Raw genomic sequence first — 19,744 nt, forward strand, 5'->3', positions numbered from 1 at the left:
GACTCCGAGCTTTGCAGCAGTACTTATTTACGACTTAAGGCCTCTGCTACACCTTTGCCTAATTCAGCCGGTGATTTAATCGTTACAACACCCGCTGCTTCTAGTGCAGCGAACTTCTCTTGTGCTGTTCCTTTGCCACCAGCAATAATCGCGCCAGCATGCCCCATACGCTTACCTTTAGGAGCAGTAACCCCTGCAATATAAGCCGCTACTGGTTTAGTGACATATTCTTTAATGAAAGCAGCCGCTTCTTCTTCAGCGGAACCACCGATTTCACCGCACATGAGAATGGCTTCGGTAGCAGGATCATCTTGGAACATTCTTAAAATATCGATGAAGTTAGACCCCGGAATTGGATCTCCACCGATACCCACACAAGTACTTTGTCCCCACTGAGCCGTTTGTTTAACTGCTTCATAAGTCAAAGTACCTGAACGCGATACAATACCTACGGTACCGGGCTTATGGATATGCCCCGGCATAATCCCAATCTTACATTCACCCGGAGTAATCACACCTGGGCAGTTCGGGCCAACTAAGCGCACCCCTAAACTATCTACAATAACTTTAGCATCCAGCATATCCAGCACTGGAATACCTTCAGTAATACAAACAATTAACTTAACGCCAGACTCAGCCGCTTCAATGATAGAGTCTTTACAAAAAGGAGCAGGCACATAGATTACAGAAGCATCCGCTCCCGTTTCTGCGACAGCTTCTTTCATAGTGTTAAATACTGGTAGACCTAAATGAGTCGAACCACCTTTTCCGGGTGATGTACCACCGACCATTTTAGTACCATAAGCCAGCGCTTGCTCAGAATGGAATGTACCTTGCTTACCTGTGAAACCTTGGCAGAGTACTTTAGTGTCTTTATTAATTAGGACGCTCATGCAGCACCTCCTACCGCAGCAACTACTTTACGAGCAGCATCACCCAGATCATTAGCAGCAATCACTGCTAAACCACTATTATTGAGTAACTCCGCACCTTTTTCAGCATTATTACCTTCTAAACGCACTACCACGGGGACAGTGACATTAACTTCTTTAACTGCTTGAATAATACCATCAGCAATTAAATCGCAACGCACGATACCACCGAAGATATTAACTAAAATACCTTTAACCGCTTGATCAGATAGGATAATTTTGAATGCTGCTGCGACACGCGCTGCGGTTGCACCACCGCCCACATCGAGGAAGTTAGCAGGTTGACCACCGGACAATTTGATAATGTCCATAGTCGCCATTGCTAGACCTGCACCGTTGACTAAGCAACCAATATTACCTTCAAGCGCTACGTAGTTTAGTTCCCACTCAGACGCTTCGATTTCACGCGCATCTTCTTGAGATTTATCGCGCATGGCTACTAATTCAGGCTGGCGATACAGCGCATTACCATCGACATTCACCTTACCATCTAGGCATAAGAGATTGCCTTCAGCGGTAACGACTAATGGATTAACTTCAACTAAAGACAGGTCTTTTTCCACAAACATTTTGCCGAAATTAACCAGTAGTTTAGTGAATTGCTTAATTTGATTATCGTTTAAACCTAATTTAAAGCCGATTTCACGCGCTTGATAAGGCATTACACCTACCAATGGATCAACCACTGCTTTAAGGATTTTTTCTGGTGTTTCGTGTGCAACTTTCTCGATCTCCATCCCACCTTCCGTAGACGCCATAATGACGATACGACGGCTAGAACGATCCACTACTGCACCCAAATAAAGTTCACGAGCAATATTGCAAGTTTCTTCCACTAATACCACATTAACGGGCTGACCATTGGCATCCGTTTGGTAGGTCACTAAGTTTTTGCCTAGTAAGCGCTCGGCTACATCCGCCGCCTCGGCTGGAGAGTCGACTAATTTCACACCGCCCGCTTTACCGCGACCGCCAGCATGAACTTGAGCTTTTACGACTACTTTAGCAGTGCTGAGAGTTTTAGCAGCTTCAGCGGCTTCTTCAGGGGTTGACGCCACTTTGCTTACCGGCACAGGCAAACCATATTGGCTAAATACCGCCTTGGCCTGATACTCGTGTAAATTCATTGTTTAGTTCCTTTGGTAGTTTTTGACTGGGTAAGTATCATACCCAGCCACTCAAACGTTGTACTATAGGCAGATCATACCTAATAGTTTAAGCGCCATTTATTTGCGCTTACGATTAATCGCGTGTAAGGCACGACCGTCTACAGCCAGCATGGCTTCGTGCATGGACTCCGACAGCGAAGGATGCGCAAAAGTCATACGAGCTAAGTCTTCAGACGTACTTTCGGTTTCTATCGCAATAGCACCTTGAGCAATCAGCTCAGATGCCATAGGCCCTACAATATGCACCCCTAAGATACGATCCGTCTTAGCATCCGCTACTACTTTAATTAGACCATTATCTTGATCCATGGCTTTAGCACGACCATTAGCCGCAAATGAGAACGTACCGACGTTATACGCTACCCCTGCTGCTTTTAGCTCTTGTTCGGTCTTACCTACCCAAGCAATTTCAGGGTGCGTATAAATGACCCAAGGAATCGCATCATAGTTAATATGCGGCTTTTGACCTGCAATACGCTCAGCAACCGCTACACCTTCCTCTGAAGCTTTATGAGCTAACATAGGACCTTGTACGCAATCGCCAATCGCATAAATACCCGCAACAGCGGTTGCACAGTGACCATCAACTACTACACGACCACGCTCATCCACTTGTACGCCTGAAGCGGGATCAATTGCACCTGCTGTATTAGCCTTACGACCTACGGCTACGATGAGGTTGTCCACTTCTAAAGTCTTTTCGCCTTCAGCGTCTTGATAAGTGACTACGATACCTGCATCGGTCACATCCACTTTGCTAACCTTGGAGTTAAGACGAATATCTAAGCCTTGCTTTTTGAACTGTGTCTGAGCAGCTTTGGCAATATCACGATCAGCCGCCGCTAAGAACTCAGGCATGGCCTCAATAACTACGACTTCAGACCCTAGGCGACGCCATACGCTACCCATTTCTAAACCGATAACACCCGCGCCAATCACACCTAAGCGCTTAGGAGTACTTTCCCAATCTAGTGCACCGGTAGAATCCACAATACGGGTATCTAACCAACGCGCAATCGGTAATTCAATCGGTACTGAACCTGTAGCAATAATCACATTATTAGCTGCATAGGTATTCACTGCACCGTCATGACCTTTCACTTCCACTTGCTTATTAGCTAGTAATTTGCCATGACCTTGCAGCCAAGTAATGCCATTCGCTTGAAAGAGTTGGGCGATACCCCCTGTTAATTGGCTCACAATTTTGTCTTTGCGAGCAATCATGGTAGGTACATCAATTCCTAAACCAGTGACTGAAATACCATGATCGGCATTGTGATGGGCAATTTCTTCATAGCGCTCAGAACTCTCTAAGAGTGCTTTAGAAGGAATACAGCCCACATTTAAGCAAGTACCACCTAATGCTGGCTTTTGTTGCTTATTGATCCATTGCTCAACACAGGCGGTTTTTAAACCTAACTGGGCACAACGAATCGCTGCTACATAACCACCGGGACCACCACCAATAACAATCACATCATATTGATTTGACATGAATAACGCTCCTTACACATCCAACAGGATACGAACTGGATTTTCAACCAATTCTTTAATGGTTTTCAGGAAGGTTACCGCGCCTTTACCATCCACAATACGGTGATCATAAGACAGAGCCACATACATCATAGGACGAATCACGATTTGATCGTTCTCTACTACAGGACGCTTTTGCACTGAGTGCATACCTAAAATCGCACTTTGAGGCGGATTCAAAATAGGGGTAGAGAGTAATGAACCGAATACACCACCATTAGTAATGGTGAAGCTGCCACCTGATAAATCAGACATATCTAATTTACCGGCTTGAGCTTTCTTAGCATAAGCAGCAATAGTGGCTTCAATATCAGCTAAGCCCATTTGCTCGGCACTACGTAAAATCGGCACTACTAGACCGCGATCTGAGGAAACCGCAATACCTACGTCACAGAAGTTACGATAGATAATCTCATTACCATCGATAGAGGCATTAATTTCTGGGAAGCGTTGCAGAGCAATGGTAGCTGCTTTAACAAACAGCGACATGAAGCCTAGGCGCGTATTGTGTTTCTTTTCAAACGCATCTTTATACTCATTACGCATATCCATCAGAGGCTGCATATTGACTTCGTTAAAGGTAGTCAACATAGCGGTAGATTGCTTAGCTTCTAATAAACGTTCAGCAATACGTGCACGTAAACGAGTCATAGGCACACGAGTTTCTTCGCGTGAACCAGCAGGTGCTTTAGGAGCAGCAGGTGCAGGCACCGGAGCGGGCGCAGCGGCTTGAGGGGCTGGAGCGGGAGCTGCTTTAGCAGTCGCAGCTGCAACATCTTCTTTTAGAATACGACCATTTTTACCAGAACCGTCGACATCTGCTTTAGAGATATTAGCCTCATCCATCATTTTACGTACAGCGGGACTAGCAGCCGCTTCGGCGACCGGAGCGGGAGCAGCAGCGACGGGGGCAGGTGCAGTGGGAGCCACAGCGACGGCAGCGCCTGCTGTTACTCGACCTAATAATTGACTACTGGTGACGGTAGAGCCTTCGGGTTGGAGGATTTCACTTAGCACACCATCCGCAGGTGCAGTGACTTCCAACATAACTTTGTCGGTTTCGATTTCAACTAATACTTCATCTTGCTTTACAGCGTCGCCAACTTTCTTATTCCAAGTTGCAACAGTCGCATCAGCAACTGACTCTGGCAGTACTGGGGTCAGTATTTCACTCATTCGTTCACATCCTCAAGATATTATTTAGCGGTGGCGTGCAGCTCTACTGCAAGATTGTCGACATTATAGTCTCATAAGGTCTCTTGTCAATTATGAGGACGGTTAATTGTCGACAATATCGCAATAATTAAAGGTTCTCTCCCTTATACTTTACACCAGTTTTTGTCCGGTTTTTTCCCAATCTTTCATAAATCCAGCTAGCCCTTTATCCGTTAAAGGATGCTGATAGAGTTGATATAAAATCTTTGGTGGCAAGGTGGCTACGTGTGCACCCACTGCTGCGGCATCCACTACATGCATAGGGCCGCGAATCGAGGCAGCTAATACTTGGGTATTAAACTCTGGATAGTTACGATATAAATTCACAATATCCGCAATCAATTGAATCCCCGACTCACCCACATCATCTAAGCGCCCCATAAAAGGTGAGACATAAGTCGCGCCTGCCTTAGCGGCTAATAAAGCTTGAGCGGCACTAAAACACAAAGTGACATTCGTAGCTATGCCTTGCTTAGATAAAACCTTGCACGCCTTTAAGCCTTCAAGTGTCAAAGGTAATTTGATACACACATTATCAGCAATCGCTGTTAAGACCTCAGCCTCTTGTAACATGGTGGGTGCATCCATAGCTAATACTTCTGCACTCACATGCCCTGTAGTTAAGGTACAAATTTCACGAATTAAGGTTTTAAAATCGCGCCCTGAATTAGCAACTAATGAAGGGTTAGTGGTCACACCGTCGACCATTCCAGACTCACAGGCTTTACGAATTTCTTCTATATCACCCGTATCAATAAAAAACTTCATTAGTCCCTCCTAGGTAGTTTGGTGATTATCTATAATTATGGTTTAGTAAACGGTGATGTCATTAAGCAGCGGCTCGACGTTGATACTCATCACTTTGCATTTCATTTAAGCGACTCATAGCTCGATCATATTCAAATACCAGCTTTTCCCCTTGATAAAGGGCGTTCAACGGAATAGCCGTCGATAAGATCAAGCGCACATGGCGATCATACAGCTCATCGATCAGATTCAAGAAACGTCTGGCAGCATTTTCATGCGTTTCTGTCAGTACAGGCATACCTGATAACACAACAGCTTTGTAACGATCCGCAATTTCAATGTAATCGCGTGCTGAGCGCGGCCCTTCACATAATACTTGGAAGGTGAACCAGACAATATTATCAGCAACTTTATGGACTGGTAAGGAGCGCCCTTGGATTATTAGCGTGGTATCGGTATAAATTTTGCCACGCGCTAACGCATTAAACTCAATGCTAAGCTCACGTTCTACCTCATCAGCCTGATGCCCTTGGATAAAACCGTGCTCGCCTACATGGCGCAACATGCGATAATCCACATTATTGTCTAGCTCGACTACATCCATCGTGCGCTTAATTAAAGCAATAGCAGGTAAGAAACGACTGCGTTGTAAACCATTAAGATACAGATCATCCGGTTTACGATTAGAAGTCGTCACCAAAGTAATGCCTTGTTGAAAGAAAGCTTCTAATAAACCATACAACAACATCGCATCTACAATGTCCAATACATGAAACTCATCTAAACACAATAAGCGCATGTGTGGAGCTTCACGTTTAGCTAGCTCTAACAATGGGTTTTGGACATGAGCGGTTTTTTTTAACTCATCGTGCACGTAATTCATGAAATGGTGGTAGTGCATACGTTTTTTTTGTGTGATAGGAATGCGCTCATAAAAGCTATCCATCAGCCACGTTTTACCACGTCCTACCCCACCCCAAATATAGGCTCCACGAATGGTGGCTGGTTTTTCTACTTTGGGACTAGAAAATAAGGAAAATAATCCCTTCTTTACCGGTGCAGTCTCCACTACAGGGATAGATACTAACTCATCCCAAATACGCTGTAATACTTTCACCGCTGCCGATTGGGCAGGATCAAAACGAATCACCTGCTGTTGAACGGCGTCTTGATAGTATTGTTCTAATGGCATAACACTATATTTCTCTTGGAGACCTAATCAAATTTGCCAGCCTACTATGGAATATCACTCACAGAGCGTCATTAGGCAAAGGATAAAAGCCCTACCTTTAGCTGGCTAGGTTCATGCACTTTATAACCAAGTACAGTTTTAAAATTGTCGACATTGTACTTGAAAAACATCAATAACGTTAGTATTAATACACTTACGATGACGGATTTTAGCTAGTTAACGATAGGTATAATACTAACAATGTCGACAAACCACATGAGAGCATATTAGATGGGGCTTAATAACCTGACACCTGAACCTGTCACTATTGCTGATCGCTTATTTCAAGAATTGCGGCGTGCTATTTTGGAGGGTGAATTACCTCCGGGTAAAAAAATCAGCGAACCGGAACTGGCTAACCAATATAATGTCAGTCGTGGCTCATTGCGCGAGGCGATTAGCAAACTAGAAAACTGCAACCTAGTCACTCGTAAACCGAATATTGGCGCACGTGTAGTAGGCTTTTCCACCAAGCAACTCATGGAAATTTACCAAATTCGGGAAGCAATGGAGGGCATGGCGGCACGCTTGGCGGCGGAAAATATGACTGATGAGCAATTAGCACATCTCAATACTTTAGTCGAACATAATAAAATGGCAGTGTCCACTCAAGACCCCTACGCCACCCCAACCAGTGTGCATTATGATGCGGATTTAGACTTTCATTTTTGCATTATTCAAGGTTGCAATAATGAGCGTCTCCAGCGTATGCTGCACATGGATTTATATGATTTGGTGCGTTTTTATCGCTTCCGTTTAAACCCACGCTTTTCTGCACAAGCGCTGAGTGAGCACGAATTAATTGCTTCCGCGTTAAATAATCGTGATGGTGAAATGGCTGAGCTACTGATGCGTCATCATATTCGTGCTTCTAGAGCACGGGCACAACATCATCTCATGGCAGTTCCACCTGAAGAAATTGAGTAATAGCTCTAAGCTGTTGGGTGGTTACTGTCGACAATATTTATGAATCACCTGCTTAATAGACCTAGTTATGGTTGGAAAAATGCATAAAAACCGCTATGATGCACAGCGGAAAATAAAAGATGTCGACAATCTTTTATAAACGTTAAACCTCACCAAACGGACTATTAACGCGCATGCAGAACTCAGCCAATAGACCATTATCGCCTCACCTTTCGGTGTATAAACCGCAGATCACCTCTACACTGTCTATCCTACACCGCGCCACTGGTGTAGCGGCAGCAATCGGGTCACTTGTAGTGGTGTACTGGTTAACTTCATTAGCAGCAGGTCCTCAAGCCTTTGGCATTGCCACTCTATTTTTAGGGTCTTGGCTTGGTAAATTTATTCTATTTTTCTGGACTTGGGCTTTGTTCTATCACCTATGCAACGGCATTCGCCATTTAATGTGGGATATGGGCTATGGCTTTGATCTGCCTACGACTTATTTAACAGGCAAGATTGTTGTTGTTGCATCGGCTGTTTTAAACATTTTATTGTGGTTGGTTGCCTAACCACCGCGAACGGAGATTTTCCATGAGCCGTCTATTAACTCCTCTAAAGAAAGCGCGTGGCCTCGGTTCGGCTAAAGAAGGCGCACAGCATTGGTGGATGCAGCGTGTTTCTGCGGTGGCATTAGTACCCTTGACCTTATGGGCTGCTTTCTCAGTCGCTTCTATGGCAGGAAAACCTTATGAAGTAGTACTGACTTATTTTGCAGCACCTTTCAATGTAGCTATGTTTACCCTGTTTTTATTTACTGCCTTCTACCATGCGGTTTTAGGTTTGCAAGTGGTGATTGAAGATTATATCCACCACGAAGGCGCCAAAGTTGCCGCCTTAATTGCTATGAAATTAGTAATGGTACTACTCGGTACGGTCAGCATTTTAGCAGTGCTACGTGCAACGTTTGGAGGCTAAGGATACGTTTATGTCGGATTATAAAATTGAACATCATACCTATGATGTCGTAGTAGTCGGTGCAGGTGGTGCAGGTTTACGTGCAACCTTTGGTATGGCGGTCAAGGGCTTATCCACTGCTTGTATTACCAAAGTATTCCCTACTCGTAGTCATACAGTAGCGGCACAAGGCGGTATGTCAGCTGCTTTAGGTAATATGGGTCCTGACAAATGGCAATGGCATATGTATGACACCGTAAAAGGGTCAGACTGGTTGGGCGACCAAGATGCGATTGAATATATGTGTCGTGAAGCGATTCCGGCGGTGATTGAATTAGAGCATCAAGGTGTACCGTTCTCACGTACTGAAGAAGGTCGTATTTATCAACGTCCTTTCGGTGGTATGACCACTAATTACGGTGAAGGTATTGCCCAACGCACTTGCGCGGCGGCTGACCGTACTGGCCATGCGATTCTCCATACTCTTTACCAACAATCATTGCGTCATAATGCTGAGTTCTATATCGAACACTTCGCAACTGACCTGATTATGGATGATGAGGGTGTATGCCGTGGTGTTTTAGCATGGGATTTAGCCACTGGTGTACTGCGCGTGTTCCGTGCTCAAACGGTAGTACTGGCAACGGGTGGTTATGGTCGCGCATATTTCTCTGCTACCTCTGCTCATACCTGTACCGGTGATGGTAATGGTATGGTGACTCGTGCGGGTCTACCGTTACAAGATATGGAATTTACTCAATTCCACCCCACTGGTATTTATGGCTCTGGTTGCTTAATTACTGAGGGTGTGCGTGGTGAGGGTGGTTATTTAACCAACTCGAATGGCGAACGCTTTATGGAGCGTTATGCACCGAATGCTAAAGACCTTGCTTCTCGTGACGTAGTAAGTCGCTCTATGACCATTGAAATTAATGAAGGTCGTGGTGTAGGTGAGAAGAAAGACCATATCCATCTGCATTTGGAACACTTAGGCGCTGAAATCATTCACGAACGCCTCCCCGGTATTGCAGAAAGTGCGCGTATTTTCGCAGGTGTGGATGTCACTAAAGAGCCTATTCCGGTATTGCCCACCGTGCATTACAACATGGGTGGTATTCCTACCAACTATCATGGCGAAGTGGTTACTTTAAAAGAGGGTAATCCCGACTCAGTAGTTCCGGGCTTAATGGCAATTGGTGAATGTGCCTGTGTATCGGTACACGGTGCTAACCGCTTAGGTTCTAACTCCTTACTTGATATTGTTGTATTTGGACGTGCAGCGGCTAATCGCTGTGCTGAAACACTGAAAGCGGGCGCTACTCAACCAGAACTTCCTGCTGCGGGTTTAAAGAAAGTACTGGATCGTTTTGATGCGATTCGCAATGCTAAAGGTACTAAATCGACCGCTGGCATTCGTGATGAAATGCAACACACCATGCAAAAACACGCCGCAGTATTCCGTACTGGCGAGTCTTTACAAGAAGGCGTGAACAAAATGAATGCGATTTATACCAGCTTCCAAGAAGTGGGTATTCAAGATCGCAGTCTGATTTGGAACTCGGATTTAATGGAAACCTTTGAGCTGGCCAACCTATTAGAGTGTGCTCAGGTATCCGTGCAATCTGCTTTAAATCGTAAAGAAAGCCGTGGTGCGCATGCGCGTGAAGATTTCCCTGATCGTCATGACGATGAGTGGATGAAACACACGCTGTCTTGGTTAGATCCACAAGGTAAAGTCACGATTGATTATCGCCCTGTGCATACCTATACCTTAACTTCGGATGTCGACTACATTCCGCCCAAGAAACGCACCTACTAAGAGACGCTTAACATGGCTGAATTTAAATTACCGGCAAACTCTGTCGTTAAAGAAGGCAAAACGTGGCCAGCGCCTAAAGGTGCGACCCGCATTAAAACCTTTAAAATCTATCGTTATGATCCTGATAGCGGTCAAAATCCTCGCTGGGATACTTATCAAATTGACTTGGATAAGTGTGCCCCGATGGTGCTAGATGCGCTGTTAAAAATTAAAAACGAGATTGATACTACCCTGACCTTCCGTCGTTCTTGCCGTGAAGGGATTTGTGGCTCTTGTGCGATGAATATTGGGGGTACTAATACCTTAGCGTGTATCAAGGCAATTGAAGACGTTCCGGGTGATATTACGATTAGCCCTCTGCCCCATATGCAAGTGATCAAAGATCTAGTCCCGGATCTCACTCACTTCTATGCGCAATATGCTTCGGTTAAACCTTGGATGCAAACCGATACACCCGCTCCACAAGATCGTGAGCGTTTACAGTCTCCAGAAGATCGTAAAAAGCTCGATGGTCTATATGAGTGTATTTTGTGCGCTAGTTGCTCAACTTCTTGCCCTAGCTACTGGTGGAACAGCGACCGCTATCTAGGTCCTGCTGTGCTCTTACAAGCCTATCGTTGGGTCATTGATAGTCGTGATGAAGCTACGGGCGAGCGTTTAGATAATTTGGAAGATCCTTTCAAACTCTATCGCTGCCATACCATTATGAACTGTACTAATACCTGCCCTAAAGGCTTAAATCCTGCTAAAGCTATTGGTCAGCTCAAAAAGCTAGTGGTTGAACGTCGCTTATAAATACCGCATCAAAACCCCTAAAACACTTGGTCTTAGGGGTTTTTCCTTATATTATCCTCCCTTTCGATATCCTCTACCCCCGCAGAACGTATTGGAGTGATTAGTTATGAGTGAATTATCTCGCCTCAAATTACGTTGCCGCCGAGGCATGAAAGAACTGGATGTCATCTTAATGCGCTATTTAGAGCGTCATTATGAGACGGCTAGTGAACAAGAACGTGTCTATCTCGATGAATTACTCGACTTACAAGACCCTATTTTGTACGGTATGGTGATGGGTATGGATGCCGCACCCGAATATTATCAACCCTTAATAGCCAAATTAGCCGCTTATTCCTAATCGAGTGATATGCCATGTCAGACCTAATTCATCTCAAACCTCAAGCTGCTTATGAGTTTCTGCAAACTCATGCGAATAGCTTGCTCATTGATATACGCTCTTCGATGGAATACCTATTTGTAGGGCACGCTATAGGCTCAGTACATATTCCTTGGATTGATGAGCCAGACTGGACTGTAGATCCTAACTTTGCTCAAGTTATAGAAAAAACCTTAGCTAATCGCTTTAAAGAAGCCGATCCCAAACAAGAGGCTCATGTGGTACTCATTTGTCGCAGCGGTAAGCGTACTTTAGATGCTGCGGATGTACTCTTGAAGGCTGGATTTAAACAGGTTTATCACGTTGAAGAGGGGTTTGAGGGTGAAAAGGATGAGCATCAGCACCGTAGTACCGTAGGAGGTTGGCGCTTTCATGGCTTGCCTTGGGAACAATGCTAGCATTTAAGAATCTAATCCACTCTATATTTGCTACTATACTCAGCTAAGCCATACCTGCTATATAAACACAAGCTAAAAGCATTAATAACGGGCTAGTTAACGCAGGTATGCCTAAGGATTTACAAGGACGATTCTATACATGAAACTCAAATCATCCATCATTTTGGTTCTAGCTGCCCTATGGGGTTTGGGTAGCTGGTGGTGGTACACCTGTAAGATTAAAGGCTTTTGTAGCATGACCGCGAATACGACTGCTGTCACGCTGGCTACAGCACCCGTAGCCGACAAACCCAAAGCACCTAGCGAAGATGAGACTCAAGATAATGATAAAGATGGTATTCGTAATGGTGATGAAAAGCGTTTAGGTACAGATCCCAATAATCCAGACTCTGATGAGGACGGTGTACCAGATTTAGTAGAGATTAGCCAAATACCGAATGATACTGATGGCGATGGTTTAATCGATGCTTTAGATGATGATGACGATAACGATGGTATATTGACCAAGGACGAATCACCGGATCGCAATAATGACGGGCGCGTTGATGATGCACTCGATAGCGATAACAATGGCGTACCAGATTATTTACAAGCGAATAGTAGTGTAGCGCAAGAACAGCCCACCGAATCTGAGCCAACTGCACTAAAAACCCCTGAAACTAGCCAAGCCTCGACCCCAGCTCCGGTAGCTGAAACCCCTGTAGTGACCGCCGTAGTAGATGATGGATCGGTTGATATTTTTCGCCCCGAACCTCAAGCTGCTGCTATGACGGCTGAAGAGGAAAAACGCCTCAATAAAGGTACTCCCTCACCCGCTCCTGTTGTACCCGCAGCGCCTGACCTACCGAGTGACAGTACGCAAACCTCAAACGCAGATACTACCGATACACCCGATGAGGCTAATGGGGAAAGCGAGATCAAGCCTGTACAACGTATTAATGATACTACTGCGCCTGTTGTAGCGACTCCGCCTAAAGCTAACTCAGATACTGAGGTCACTCCCTCTACCACTAGCAAAAACGCAGACAGCGACTCAGCTAAAGCGGTAAACGAAGCAGACACTAAAAACGCTGAAAAGCCGAGTAAGGCTACTACCACAGCCAGCATAGAGGCTAACCCTAAAGAGGCTGAGCAACCTAAACAAGCTGCAAAAGCAGAGCCTGAACCACAAGACCCCGAAGGTAAAGATCGTAATAAAATGGTCGTTTATCAAAAAGGTAAATCAACCGAAGATCGCCTAGGCCCTGCACGTCTCAACTTCCCTACCGGAGTAGCACGTCCTACACTGAGTGATGAAACGGCTGATTACTTCGATACGGTTGCCGCTTATTTGCAAAAACATAAACGCGCTACTATTAAAATTACAGGTCATACCGATAATCGCGGTGATGCTGATCTGAATAAAACATTAGCTTTAAAACGAGCAGAAATTGTGCGCGATGCTTTGATTAGGCGTGGAGCACCCGAAAAACAACTGCAAGTCAGCTCCATGGGTGAATCTAAGCCTATCGCCAGCAACAATACAGTTGAAGGTCGGCAACAAAATCGGCGTGTTGAGATAATGCCCTTAAAGTAAGACAAGGACGCTAAGTAGGACAAAATTATGATTGAACATTTAACAACACGCTATGACCTGAGCAATGCTGGCTGGGAATTAGGCATTATTTTAGCTATAGCCTTTTTTTTAGGGTTTTTATTTTGCTATTTTCAAAGTGATGTGGATGGAGAGTAATTACAACTATGAATGATACGAATTACTCTTTGGCGCAAGCAAGCCTAGAAATTATTGGCTTAACCTTATTAATGTTTATCCTAGGGATATTAACTTGCTCCTTATTACGTAAGTTAGGTATTTGTTGCCGTAGTGCTGCGGATGATGAGCCGTCCTTATTTACATTAAAGGAACCGGCTGCTTTTGATTTTGAAGCCTCACCCACTCATAAAGCTTTTACCCCTGAGGTACAAAATAGTCCGGCTTTTAATGAAGCCACTATTGCTCCTAGCGTTACACCGCCTGAACTTACTAATACCAGTACTCCCCTTTTAAATACCCAATTTGAAACGCCCACGCCAACACCGCGTCAGGATTTAATAACGCCCACTTTAGAAATTGAATTGCCTACTCCTTCTCCTACGACAATTATTAAACCGGAGCTAAATCCCGTTACTATGCCAAGCTCCATAGCTCACACTGATACGACTGAGCCTTCAGTATCCACTACTAATACCGGTTATGTAGTGGATATTGATACTTTATTACGCCGTAAACCTGAAGAGCCACCTGCGGCTACTATTGCGGCCGCTAATAAATATCATGGTACTGGTACTGATGCTGCTACCCGTAGTTCGACTCTGGATTCTGTTTCGCTAGCTAACTTGCTCAATACACCTGCTGATTTGATTGATAATTTGCGTAAACTAGAGGGAATTACTCCGCGTATTGAGGCATTATTAAATGAGGCAGGCATTAGAAACTACCAAACGCTTTCGCAAAAAAGTCTTAAAGATTTAAAACAAATTTTAAGTGCGGCGGGTGAGCAATTTAAGCAAATTGATCCCCAAACTTGGCCTTTTCAAGCAGAGTTAGCCGCTAAAGGGGAATGGAATCGTTTACAGGATTATCAAACCTATTTAAAAAATAATCCTAGTTGATAGAGGTTATATGGGGTTTAACTACTAGCATGATTCATATATTTATTGTGCTAGGGGTTTAATTTGATCTACTGATAATCCGGTGACTTCCGCAACCAGCTCTGCTGTCATACCTTTAACTAGCATGCGGCGAGCGGTTTCACGCTTGCCCTCCTCTAACCCCTCTTGTTTCCCTAGCTCTTTGCCCTCTTCTAAGCCTAGTTGTTTGCCTAGCTCAAAGCCTTCTTCGGCGCCTTCTAATCGGGCGGTATCCGTCGCATTCTTGAGGTCACGGTAGTGCTTGAGGCTGTCTTCATACGCGCTGCGCTCTTCTTTGCTAAATTGCGACAGTTGCGCTATCTCAAACAGGCGCTGAAATACGCTCTCTTGTAATTCCGCTGGGATGCTGTCCAGTTCCGGCAGGTGTTTAAACGCATATAGCCATTTGTCTTGGAGCGTTTTCAGTTCCCGACGGTGTAGGGTAAAGCGCGGCAGTACTAAATAAATGAAGGTGAGTTTGTCGTAAAATAGGTGGTTGTGCTGGTCTTTGAGTTGGGCGTAGTACAAGACCTCTGTTGAGGCGTCGTCCATCAGAAAGTCGAGGATGCCAATGGTGTAGACGGCGGAGAGTCGATAGTTCCAGTCGCCGCGCTGGGCTTGTTCTTGGATGACAAAGGTGGAGTAGTACACGCTGCGGTCTTTGAAAAAGAGTTGTTTGACTTTTTGCAGCTCGACGATAAAGCGTTCTCCGCTGGTACTGATGCAGTTCAGGTCAAAGATGGCTTTGCGGTCGGTCGGAGTCACACCTTGGTATTCATTTTTAGTGTACTGTAAGTCCGCTATGTGGTGATGTTCCGGCAACAGGGTGTTGAGGAAGCTGATCAACAGATCCTTGTGAGGCTCTTCACCAAATAGTTTTTTGAATCCAAAGTCGGTGAGGGGGTTGAGGTAGACCGCTGTCATGATGGGCTCCACTCCTATGTATGAGTCGTTATAGGTCGGTTAGAGTGTAGCATGGGTTGAGGGTGGGGGGAGCGCTTCGTTACTGGATCCGTTTAATTGCATACCCAAAATTTCCCGCACAAAGGCGGTGAAGCTGTCGGGGCGCGAGAACGCTTTTTTGAAGATTACGCCGTAGTGTAATGAGGCAACGGTTTTCATCAGAGAGTATCTCAACCTACTAAATAGCTGTAACTATACACCATCCAATATCCACCAGTTACAACTGACCGTCGGCTCTAATTTGACCCATGCTTCTGCAGTAACTCCTTGTATATCAAATATAATATAGATACCAGAACTCGATTTATCACACCTAACCTTAATAGACTTAACTTTTTCAGAAGAAATTTTTACCAATTCATTGGTATAACAACGCAGTATCACCTGAAATGATTGAGCTATAGCACTAAAGGAAATATCTAATTCTATATCATTGTTAGATATTTCCTTTAAATATCGGCTATAACCCATACTAGGATCATTTTCAATAGGCTCTAAACCAAAAATATCTAAAAAATCTTCATTTGTAGGAAAATCCATATCTAACCTCCCTTAGGAATAATAGTGCTTAATCGACGATTTCCATTATTAAGAATTTGAAAAGTACTCTCAAATTTCGCAGCTTTGCCAGATGGTCCAATAAAAAATGACTCTCGCACTTCGAACTTTCCGTATTGATTTGAGAATGTCCGAGAAACATTTCCATTAGTTTTAACTGAAACAGTAAGGTGTTCAGTTAAAATTTTATACCCTGCTTGAGTATCTGGGACACCCAATCTTTTCATTTCAAGAGCGAGTTGGTTAGAGCGATCCGCATTATGGGCATTGCTACTAACCCGTCCAAACAAATAATTAAACTTACCGGGAGCAATTTCTAACATTCTCCCACTCAGCCTTCCCACAAGCCAAGCTCCCGCTCCTCCGACAGGAATACTAGCCCCCATGACCTCCCAAAACACCGCATCGGTTTCAGTAAAGGGCGCGGTGCCATTATGCAAACCAAATTGACTAAGACTATAATTGTCCTCCCACCATTGTGCGCCTTCCTCATTAAACAAATGAGTGAGTGCGGCACTCAACGCCCCATCCGCAAAACTCCCGCCCGTGGCTTCAGAGGCGAGTCCTCCAAACACCGCTGCGGTTACGGTGCGTAGGGTGATGGCCATGCCACTTGTGCCACCCATTCCACTCGTCGCTACCCCTGAGGCTTTGCCAATAATGCCACCCACAAAACCCGATTTGAAACTGCCGCCGCGTAGATTGGAAATAACCCCTTGCGCGACTCCATGCGCTAAGCCTTGACTATAAATCGTTTTGAACACACCACTGTGTCCAATAAACCCTGCAATACCTGCACTCAGCCCCCCATAAAAAGCACCTTGCATCGCACCTTTAAAGCTCCCCGTGGTGGCGTAGCCTTGTACAAATCCTGCGGCTGCCGCATTGCCTATCGCATGGCTAAAGAGACTGCCGCCAAACGCACCTCCCATTAATGCCATACCTGCTGCCATGCCGAGGGCTTGGATGTATTTATTGTCACTTTGTGAGGCTACGATGGCTATGATCGCGCCGATGATGAAGTTGAAGAAATGCCCACTCGGATCGGTGTACTTGAGCGGGTTATTCATCACACAGACGTAGCGGTTGTAGTTTTGGCTTTGATTCGGGGCTTGTATGTAAGTATCCGGGCTAATGAAGCGTCCAATCTCAGGGTCATAGAGCCGTGCGTTCATGTGAATCAGCCCTAACCCTTCCAAGTGTTCGTGTCCGGTGAAGCCACGGGCTGTCCATGCCTTTTTATCAGGGTCGATTCCAGCAGTGACCGTGCGCTTGCCAAAGGGATCGTAGCTCAGGCGTTGTATGACCACACCTTTGCTGTCGGTAATGGTGTCGATATTGCCTAGGTTGTCTTTATGCAGGTAACGGGTTTCATCGGGGGTCTTAGCACCATTCTTGAGGGTACGGATCTGAATGGCGATGACCTCGCCTCCGGCATAGATGTAATGCTTTTGCTGGGTCAGCCGATCATTCACCCCATTGTCCAGATGCGTCACTTCATAGGCTTTGCTCACATACACCGTGGTTTCAGATTTACCCGTGACGCCCGTCATTTGCTGCACACGCTGTTGATTCGCGTCGTACATAAAGGTCGCGGTGGTATTCGTTTTGCTGTTTTTGACTTCTAACGGCTGGTTGAAGCTCGTCCATTTGACCACGTTATCGCCGGCTTGCAGCATATTGCCGTTGGCGTCATAGGTATAGCTTTTAGTCGTACCATCGGTTTTGGTCAGGGTTTGTAGACGGTTGTTGGCGTTATCATAGCTCATGCTACCCGCGCCGGACTTATTGAGTAGGTTGCCAAAAATGTCGTATTGATAAGCAAGGTTAAACCGTGCCGCTGGGGTGCTCGCCGTACGTACTGCGCTGATCAATCGGTCATAAGCATCATATTGATAAGTATCTTTAGTACCAGCCACTATGTCCTGACGAGTAGCAACATTATCTACACCATCGTAGGTGTAGCGTAGGTCACGAACGAGGGGTTTGCCTCCCTCTTCAATCCCTGTACTGATGCGCTCTAAGCGTCCGCTGTAGGGGTCGTATTCTCGACGGGTGAGCAAACCGTTCCCAATAATTTCACCTTGTAGACGACCCGCAGCGTCATGGCTAGTAGCAGCCCAAAGCAGAATTTCGTTTTGATTATTGGTGTGAGCACTGAGCGCTTTTTCGATCTCATAAGATGCTTGCTCATAATCCTCAATTTTATTCGTGAGCTTCTTAAGTAGCTCCGTCTCGGCTCGAGCGGCGTCATATTGTTGTTGGGCGAGGCGTTTGTAGTAGTCAGCTTGTTGACGCGCATACGCTAGTTCTTGCTCTGCCGTGCGGACTTGGGCTTGTTGCGCTGCTAATGCTTGGTTATCACTCGCTACTACATTGTCCATTAGTTGGGCTTGTTCATTATAGAAGGTGGTCAGGTTTAGAGAGCGAGGGGGGCCCCATTCGCACCATCCCCATTTAGCGTCATAATGACAAACCGTGGGCAACAGTGACTGAGCTATTTGCACACGGTACGTGTAATGACCATCACAATTTCCCTTCCAATTAGTGCCTGTACACACTTCTTTTTCATAATACCCATAACCATTGGCACTGTAGGCGTAGTCAAAATACATATCACCGTACACTGCCCAATAATGTTGAGCCAAAGCCCGATACTGTTGTGCTTGGGCACGGTGAGCATCCGCTTGGGCTTGAAGCTGATTCGCAATGGCTTTGATTTGATTGACTTCTTGCAGTTCTTGTTGCGCTTTGTGCTCCCATTGTTGGGCTATGAGTTGATATTCTTGGGCTTTCTTGATTAAAGCGATATATTTTTCTTCATGTTCATACGCTTGAGTATGGAGTTCAACTAAGGCTTTTTCGAGCTGTTTCAAGGACTCTTCTAATTTGAGGTAATCATAGTCCCATACATTATTTTTAGGCGTAGTGATACGCTGGAGATAGCCGGTATCGGTATAAGCTCGATTGAGCTTCACTCCATCAGGATATAACTCAAGAGCGGGATGGCTATAGGCATCATAGCCTACTTTGGATACATACGATTGTCCGGCAATCGTCCGTGTGGTTTGGGTGGGTCGGCCCAGCTTGTCATAGACATAGGTTGTTTCCGTGCTCTTATTACGCTCTACCGCCAACTTACCAATACCATACTGAGCGGTATCATACACCCACGTCGCGTTGTCATCGCTCGTACTGCGACTGATCATGCGTCCTAGGTCATCATAAGTTTGACTTGTGACTTGCCCTTTAGCATCACGTTGCCAAATCAACTCCCCATAAGGATTATAACGATAAGACCATACACCCATCGTAGGGTCGGTCATCGATACCTTACGACTAAACGCATCATAACTCATGCTAATGACTTGACCATTGGTATTCGTGCTGCGCACATTACCCATTGCATCATAAGCATACTGAATCGTAGAAGCATCATTCCCCTCAACGACTTGAGCAGTTTTGCCCATCA

19 protein-coding genes are annotated in these 19,744 nt (G+C 45.3%); 10 read left to right on the forward strand and 9 right to left on the reverse strand.

Annotated features, from left to right (window positions below; translation table 11 throughout):
• Nucleotides 1-23: 23 nt before the first annotated feature.
• The 6 genes from sucD to zapE form a co-directional block, all read right to left on the reverse strand.
• Nucleotides 24-893, reverse strand: coding sequence for a succinate--CoA ligase subunit alpha (sucD, locus tag IPL34_RS18070; protein ID WP_296842893.1), 870 nt, complete (start codon nucleotides 891-893; stop codon nucleotides 24-26).
• Entirely contained in the window at nucleotides 890-2,059 is a 1,170-nt protein-coding gene (gene sucC, locus IPL34_RS18075) for an ADP-forming succinate--CoA ligase subunit beta (RefSeq protein ID WP_296842894.1), read from the reverse strand. Before sucC ends, sucD begins: the two co-directional genes overlap by 4 nt.
• Nucleotides 2,060-2,158: 99 nt before the next feature.
• A complete protein-coding gene (lpdA, locus tag IPL34_RS18080) occupies nucleotides 2,159-3,595 on the reverse strand; it encodes a dihydrolipoyl dehydrogenase (protein WP_296842895.1) in 1,437 nt (478 codons plus the stop codon).
• 12 nt (nucleotides 3,596-3,607) lie between these two features.
• Nucleotides 3,608-4,810, reverse strand: a complete 1,203-nt coding sequence (odhB, locus tag IPL34_RS18085) for a 2-oxoglutarate dehydrogenase complex dihydrolipoyllysine-residue succinyltransferase (protein WP_296842896.1) — start codon at nucleotides 4,808-4,810, stop codon at nucleotides 3,608-3,610.
• 150 nt (nucleotides 4,811-4,960) lie between these two features.
• A complete protein-coding gene (fsa, locus tag IPL34_RS18090) occupies nucleotides 4,961-5,617 on the reverse strand; it encodes a fructose-6-phosphate aldolase (RefSeq protein WP_296842897.1) in 657 nt (218 codons plus the stop codon).
• Between the two features lie 61 nt (nucleotides 5,618-5,678).
• A complete protein-coding gene (gene zapE / locus IPL34_RS18095; protein ID WP_296842898.1) occupies nucleotides 5,679-6,788 on the reverse strand; it encodes a cell division protein ZapE in 1,110 nt (369 codons plus the stop codon).
• A 270-nt stretch (nucleotides 6,789-7,058) separates the two neighbouring features.
• Here zapE and IPL34_RS18100 point away from each other — a divergent pair, with 270 nt between their 5' ends.
• The 10 genes from IPL34_RS18100 to IPL34_RS18145 all read left to right on the forward strand — a co-directional run bounded on the left by IPL34_RS18100 (nucleotide 7,059) and on the right by IPL34_RS18145 (nucleotide 14,733).
• Nucleotides 7,059-7,754 carry a GntR family transcriptional regulator gene (locus IPL34_RS18100; RefSeq protein WP_296842899.1) on the forward strand — a complete coding sequence of 232 codons (696 nt, stop codon included), beginning with the start codon at nucleotides 7,059-7,061 and terminating at the stop codon, nucleotides 7,752-7,754.
• 173 nt (nucleotides 7,755-7,927) lie between these two features.
• Nucleotides 7,928-8,305 (forward strand): succinate dehydrogenase, cytochrome b556 subunit, encoded by a 378-nt coding sequence (gene sdhC / locus IPL34_RS18105; protein ID WP_296842900.1) that lies wholly within the window; start codon nucleotides 7,928-7,930, stop codon nucleotides 8,303-8,305.
• 22 nt (nucleotides 8,306-8,327) lie between these two features.
• A complete protein-coding gene (gene sdhD / locus IPL34_RS18110; protein ID WP_296842901.1) occupies nucleotides 8,328-8,711 on the forward strand; it encodes a succinate dehydrogenase, hydrophobic membrane anchor protein in 384 nt (127 codons plus the stop codon).
• Between the two features lie 10 nt (nucleotides 8,712-8,721).
• The gene (gene sdhA, locus IPL34_RS18115) at nucleotides 8,722-10,509 is read left to right on the forward strand and encodes a succinate dehydrogenase flavoprotein subunit (RefSeq protein WP_296842902.1); all 1,788 of its coding nucleotides are present in this window, start codon (nucleotides 8,722-8,724) and stop codon (nucleotides 10,507-10,509) included.
• 12 nt (nucleotides 10,510-10,521) lie between these two features.
• Nucleotides 10,522-11,304: a succinate dehydrogenase iron-sulfur subunit gene (locus IPL34_RS18120; protein ID WP_296842903.1), complete on the forward strand. Its 783-nt coding sequence runs from the start codon at nucleotides 10,522-10,524 to the stop codon at nucleotides 11,302-11,304.
• A gap of 106 nt (nucleotides 11,305-11,410) precedes the next feature.
• On the forward strand, nucleotides 11,411-11,644 hold the full coding sequence (locus IPL34_RS18125) for a succinate dehydrogenase assembly factor 2 (protein WP_296842904.1): 234 nt from the start codon (nucleotides 11,411-11,413) through the stop codon (nucleotides 11,642-11,644).
• 14 nt (nucleotides 11,645-11,658) lie between these two features.
• Entirely contained in the window at nucleotides 11,659-12,081 is a 423-nt protein-coding gene (locus IPL34_RS18130; protein ID WP_296842905.1) for a rhodanese-like domain-containing protein, read from the forward strand.
• Between the two features lie 139 nt (nucleotides 12,082-12,220).
• Nucleotides 12,221-13,657: an OmpA family protein gene (locus IPL34_RS18135; protein WP_296842906.1), complete on the forward strand. Its 1,437-nt coding sequence runs from the start codon at nucleotides 12,221-12,223 to the stop codon at nucleotides 13,655-13,657.
• Nucleotides 13,658-13,684: 27 nt separating this feature from the next.
• Nucleotides 13,685-13,813: a hypothetical protein gene (locus IPL34_RS18140; protein WP_296842907.1), complete on the forward strand. Its 129-nt coding sequence runs from the start codon at nucleotides 13,685-13,687 to the stop codon at nucleotides 13,811-13,813.
• A gap of 8 nt (nucleotides 13,814-13,821) precedes the next feature.
• Nucleotides 13,822-14,733: a hypothetical protein gene (locus IPL34_RS18145; protein WP_296842908.1), complete on the forward strand. Its 912-nt coding sequence runs from the start codon at nucleotides 13,822-13,824 to the stop codon at nucleotides 14,731-14,733.
• 42 nt (nucleotides 14,734-14,775) lie between these two features.
• Here the strand turns inward: IPL34_RS18145 and IPL34_RS18150 are convergent, their stop codons facing one another.
• The 3 genes from IPL34_RS18150 to IPL34_RS18160 form a co-directional block, all read right to left on the reverse strand.
• Nucleotides 14,776-15,675 (reverse strand): Rpn family recombination-promoting nuclease/putative transposase, encoded by a 900-nt coding sequence (locus IPL34_RS18150; protein ID WP_296842909.1) that lies wholly within the window; start codon nucleotides 15,673-15,675, stop codon nucleotides 14,776-14,778.
• A 231-nt stretch (nucleotides 15,676-15,906) separates the two neighbouring features.
• The gene (locus IPL34_RS18155; RefSeq protein ID WP_296842910.1) at nucleotides 15,907-16,254 is read right to left on the reverse strand and encodes a hypothetical protein; all 348 of its coding nucleotides are present in this window, start codon (nucleotides 16,252-16,254) and stop codon (nucleotides 15,907-15,909) included.
• 2 nt (nucleotides 16,255-16,256) lie between these two features.
• Nucleotides 16,257-19,742: an RHS repeat-associated core domain-containing protein gene (locus IPL34_RS18160; RefSeq protein WP_296842911.1), complete on the reverse strand. Its 3,486-nt coding sequence runs from the start codon at nucleotides 19,740-19,742 to the stop codon at nucleotides 16,257-16,259.
• Nucleotides 19,743-19,744 lie beyond the last annotated feature (2 nt).

This window comes from Thiofilum sp. (genome assembly GCF_016711335.1).
GTDB lineage: Bacteria > Pseudomonadota > Gammaproteobacteria > Thiotrichales > Thiotrichaceae > Thiofilum.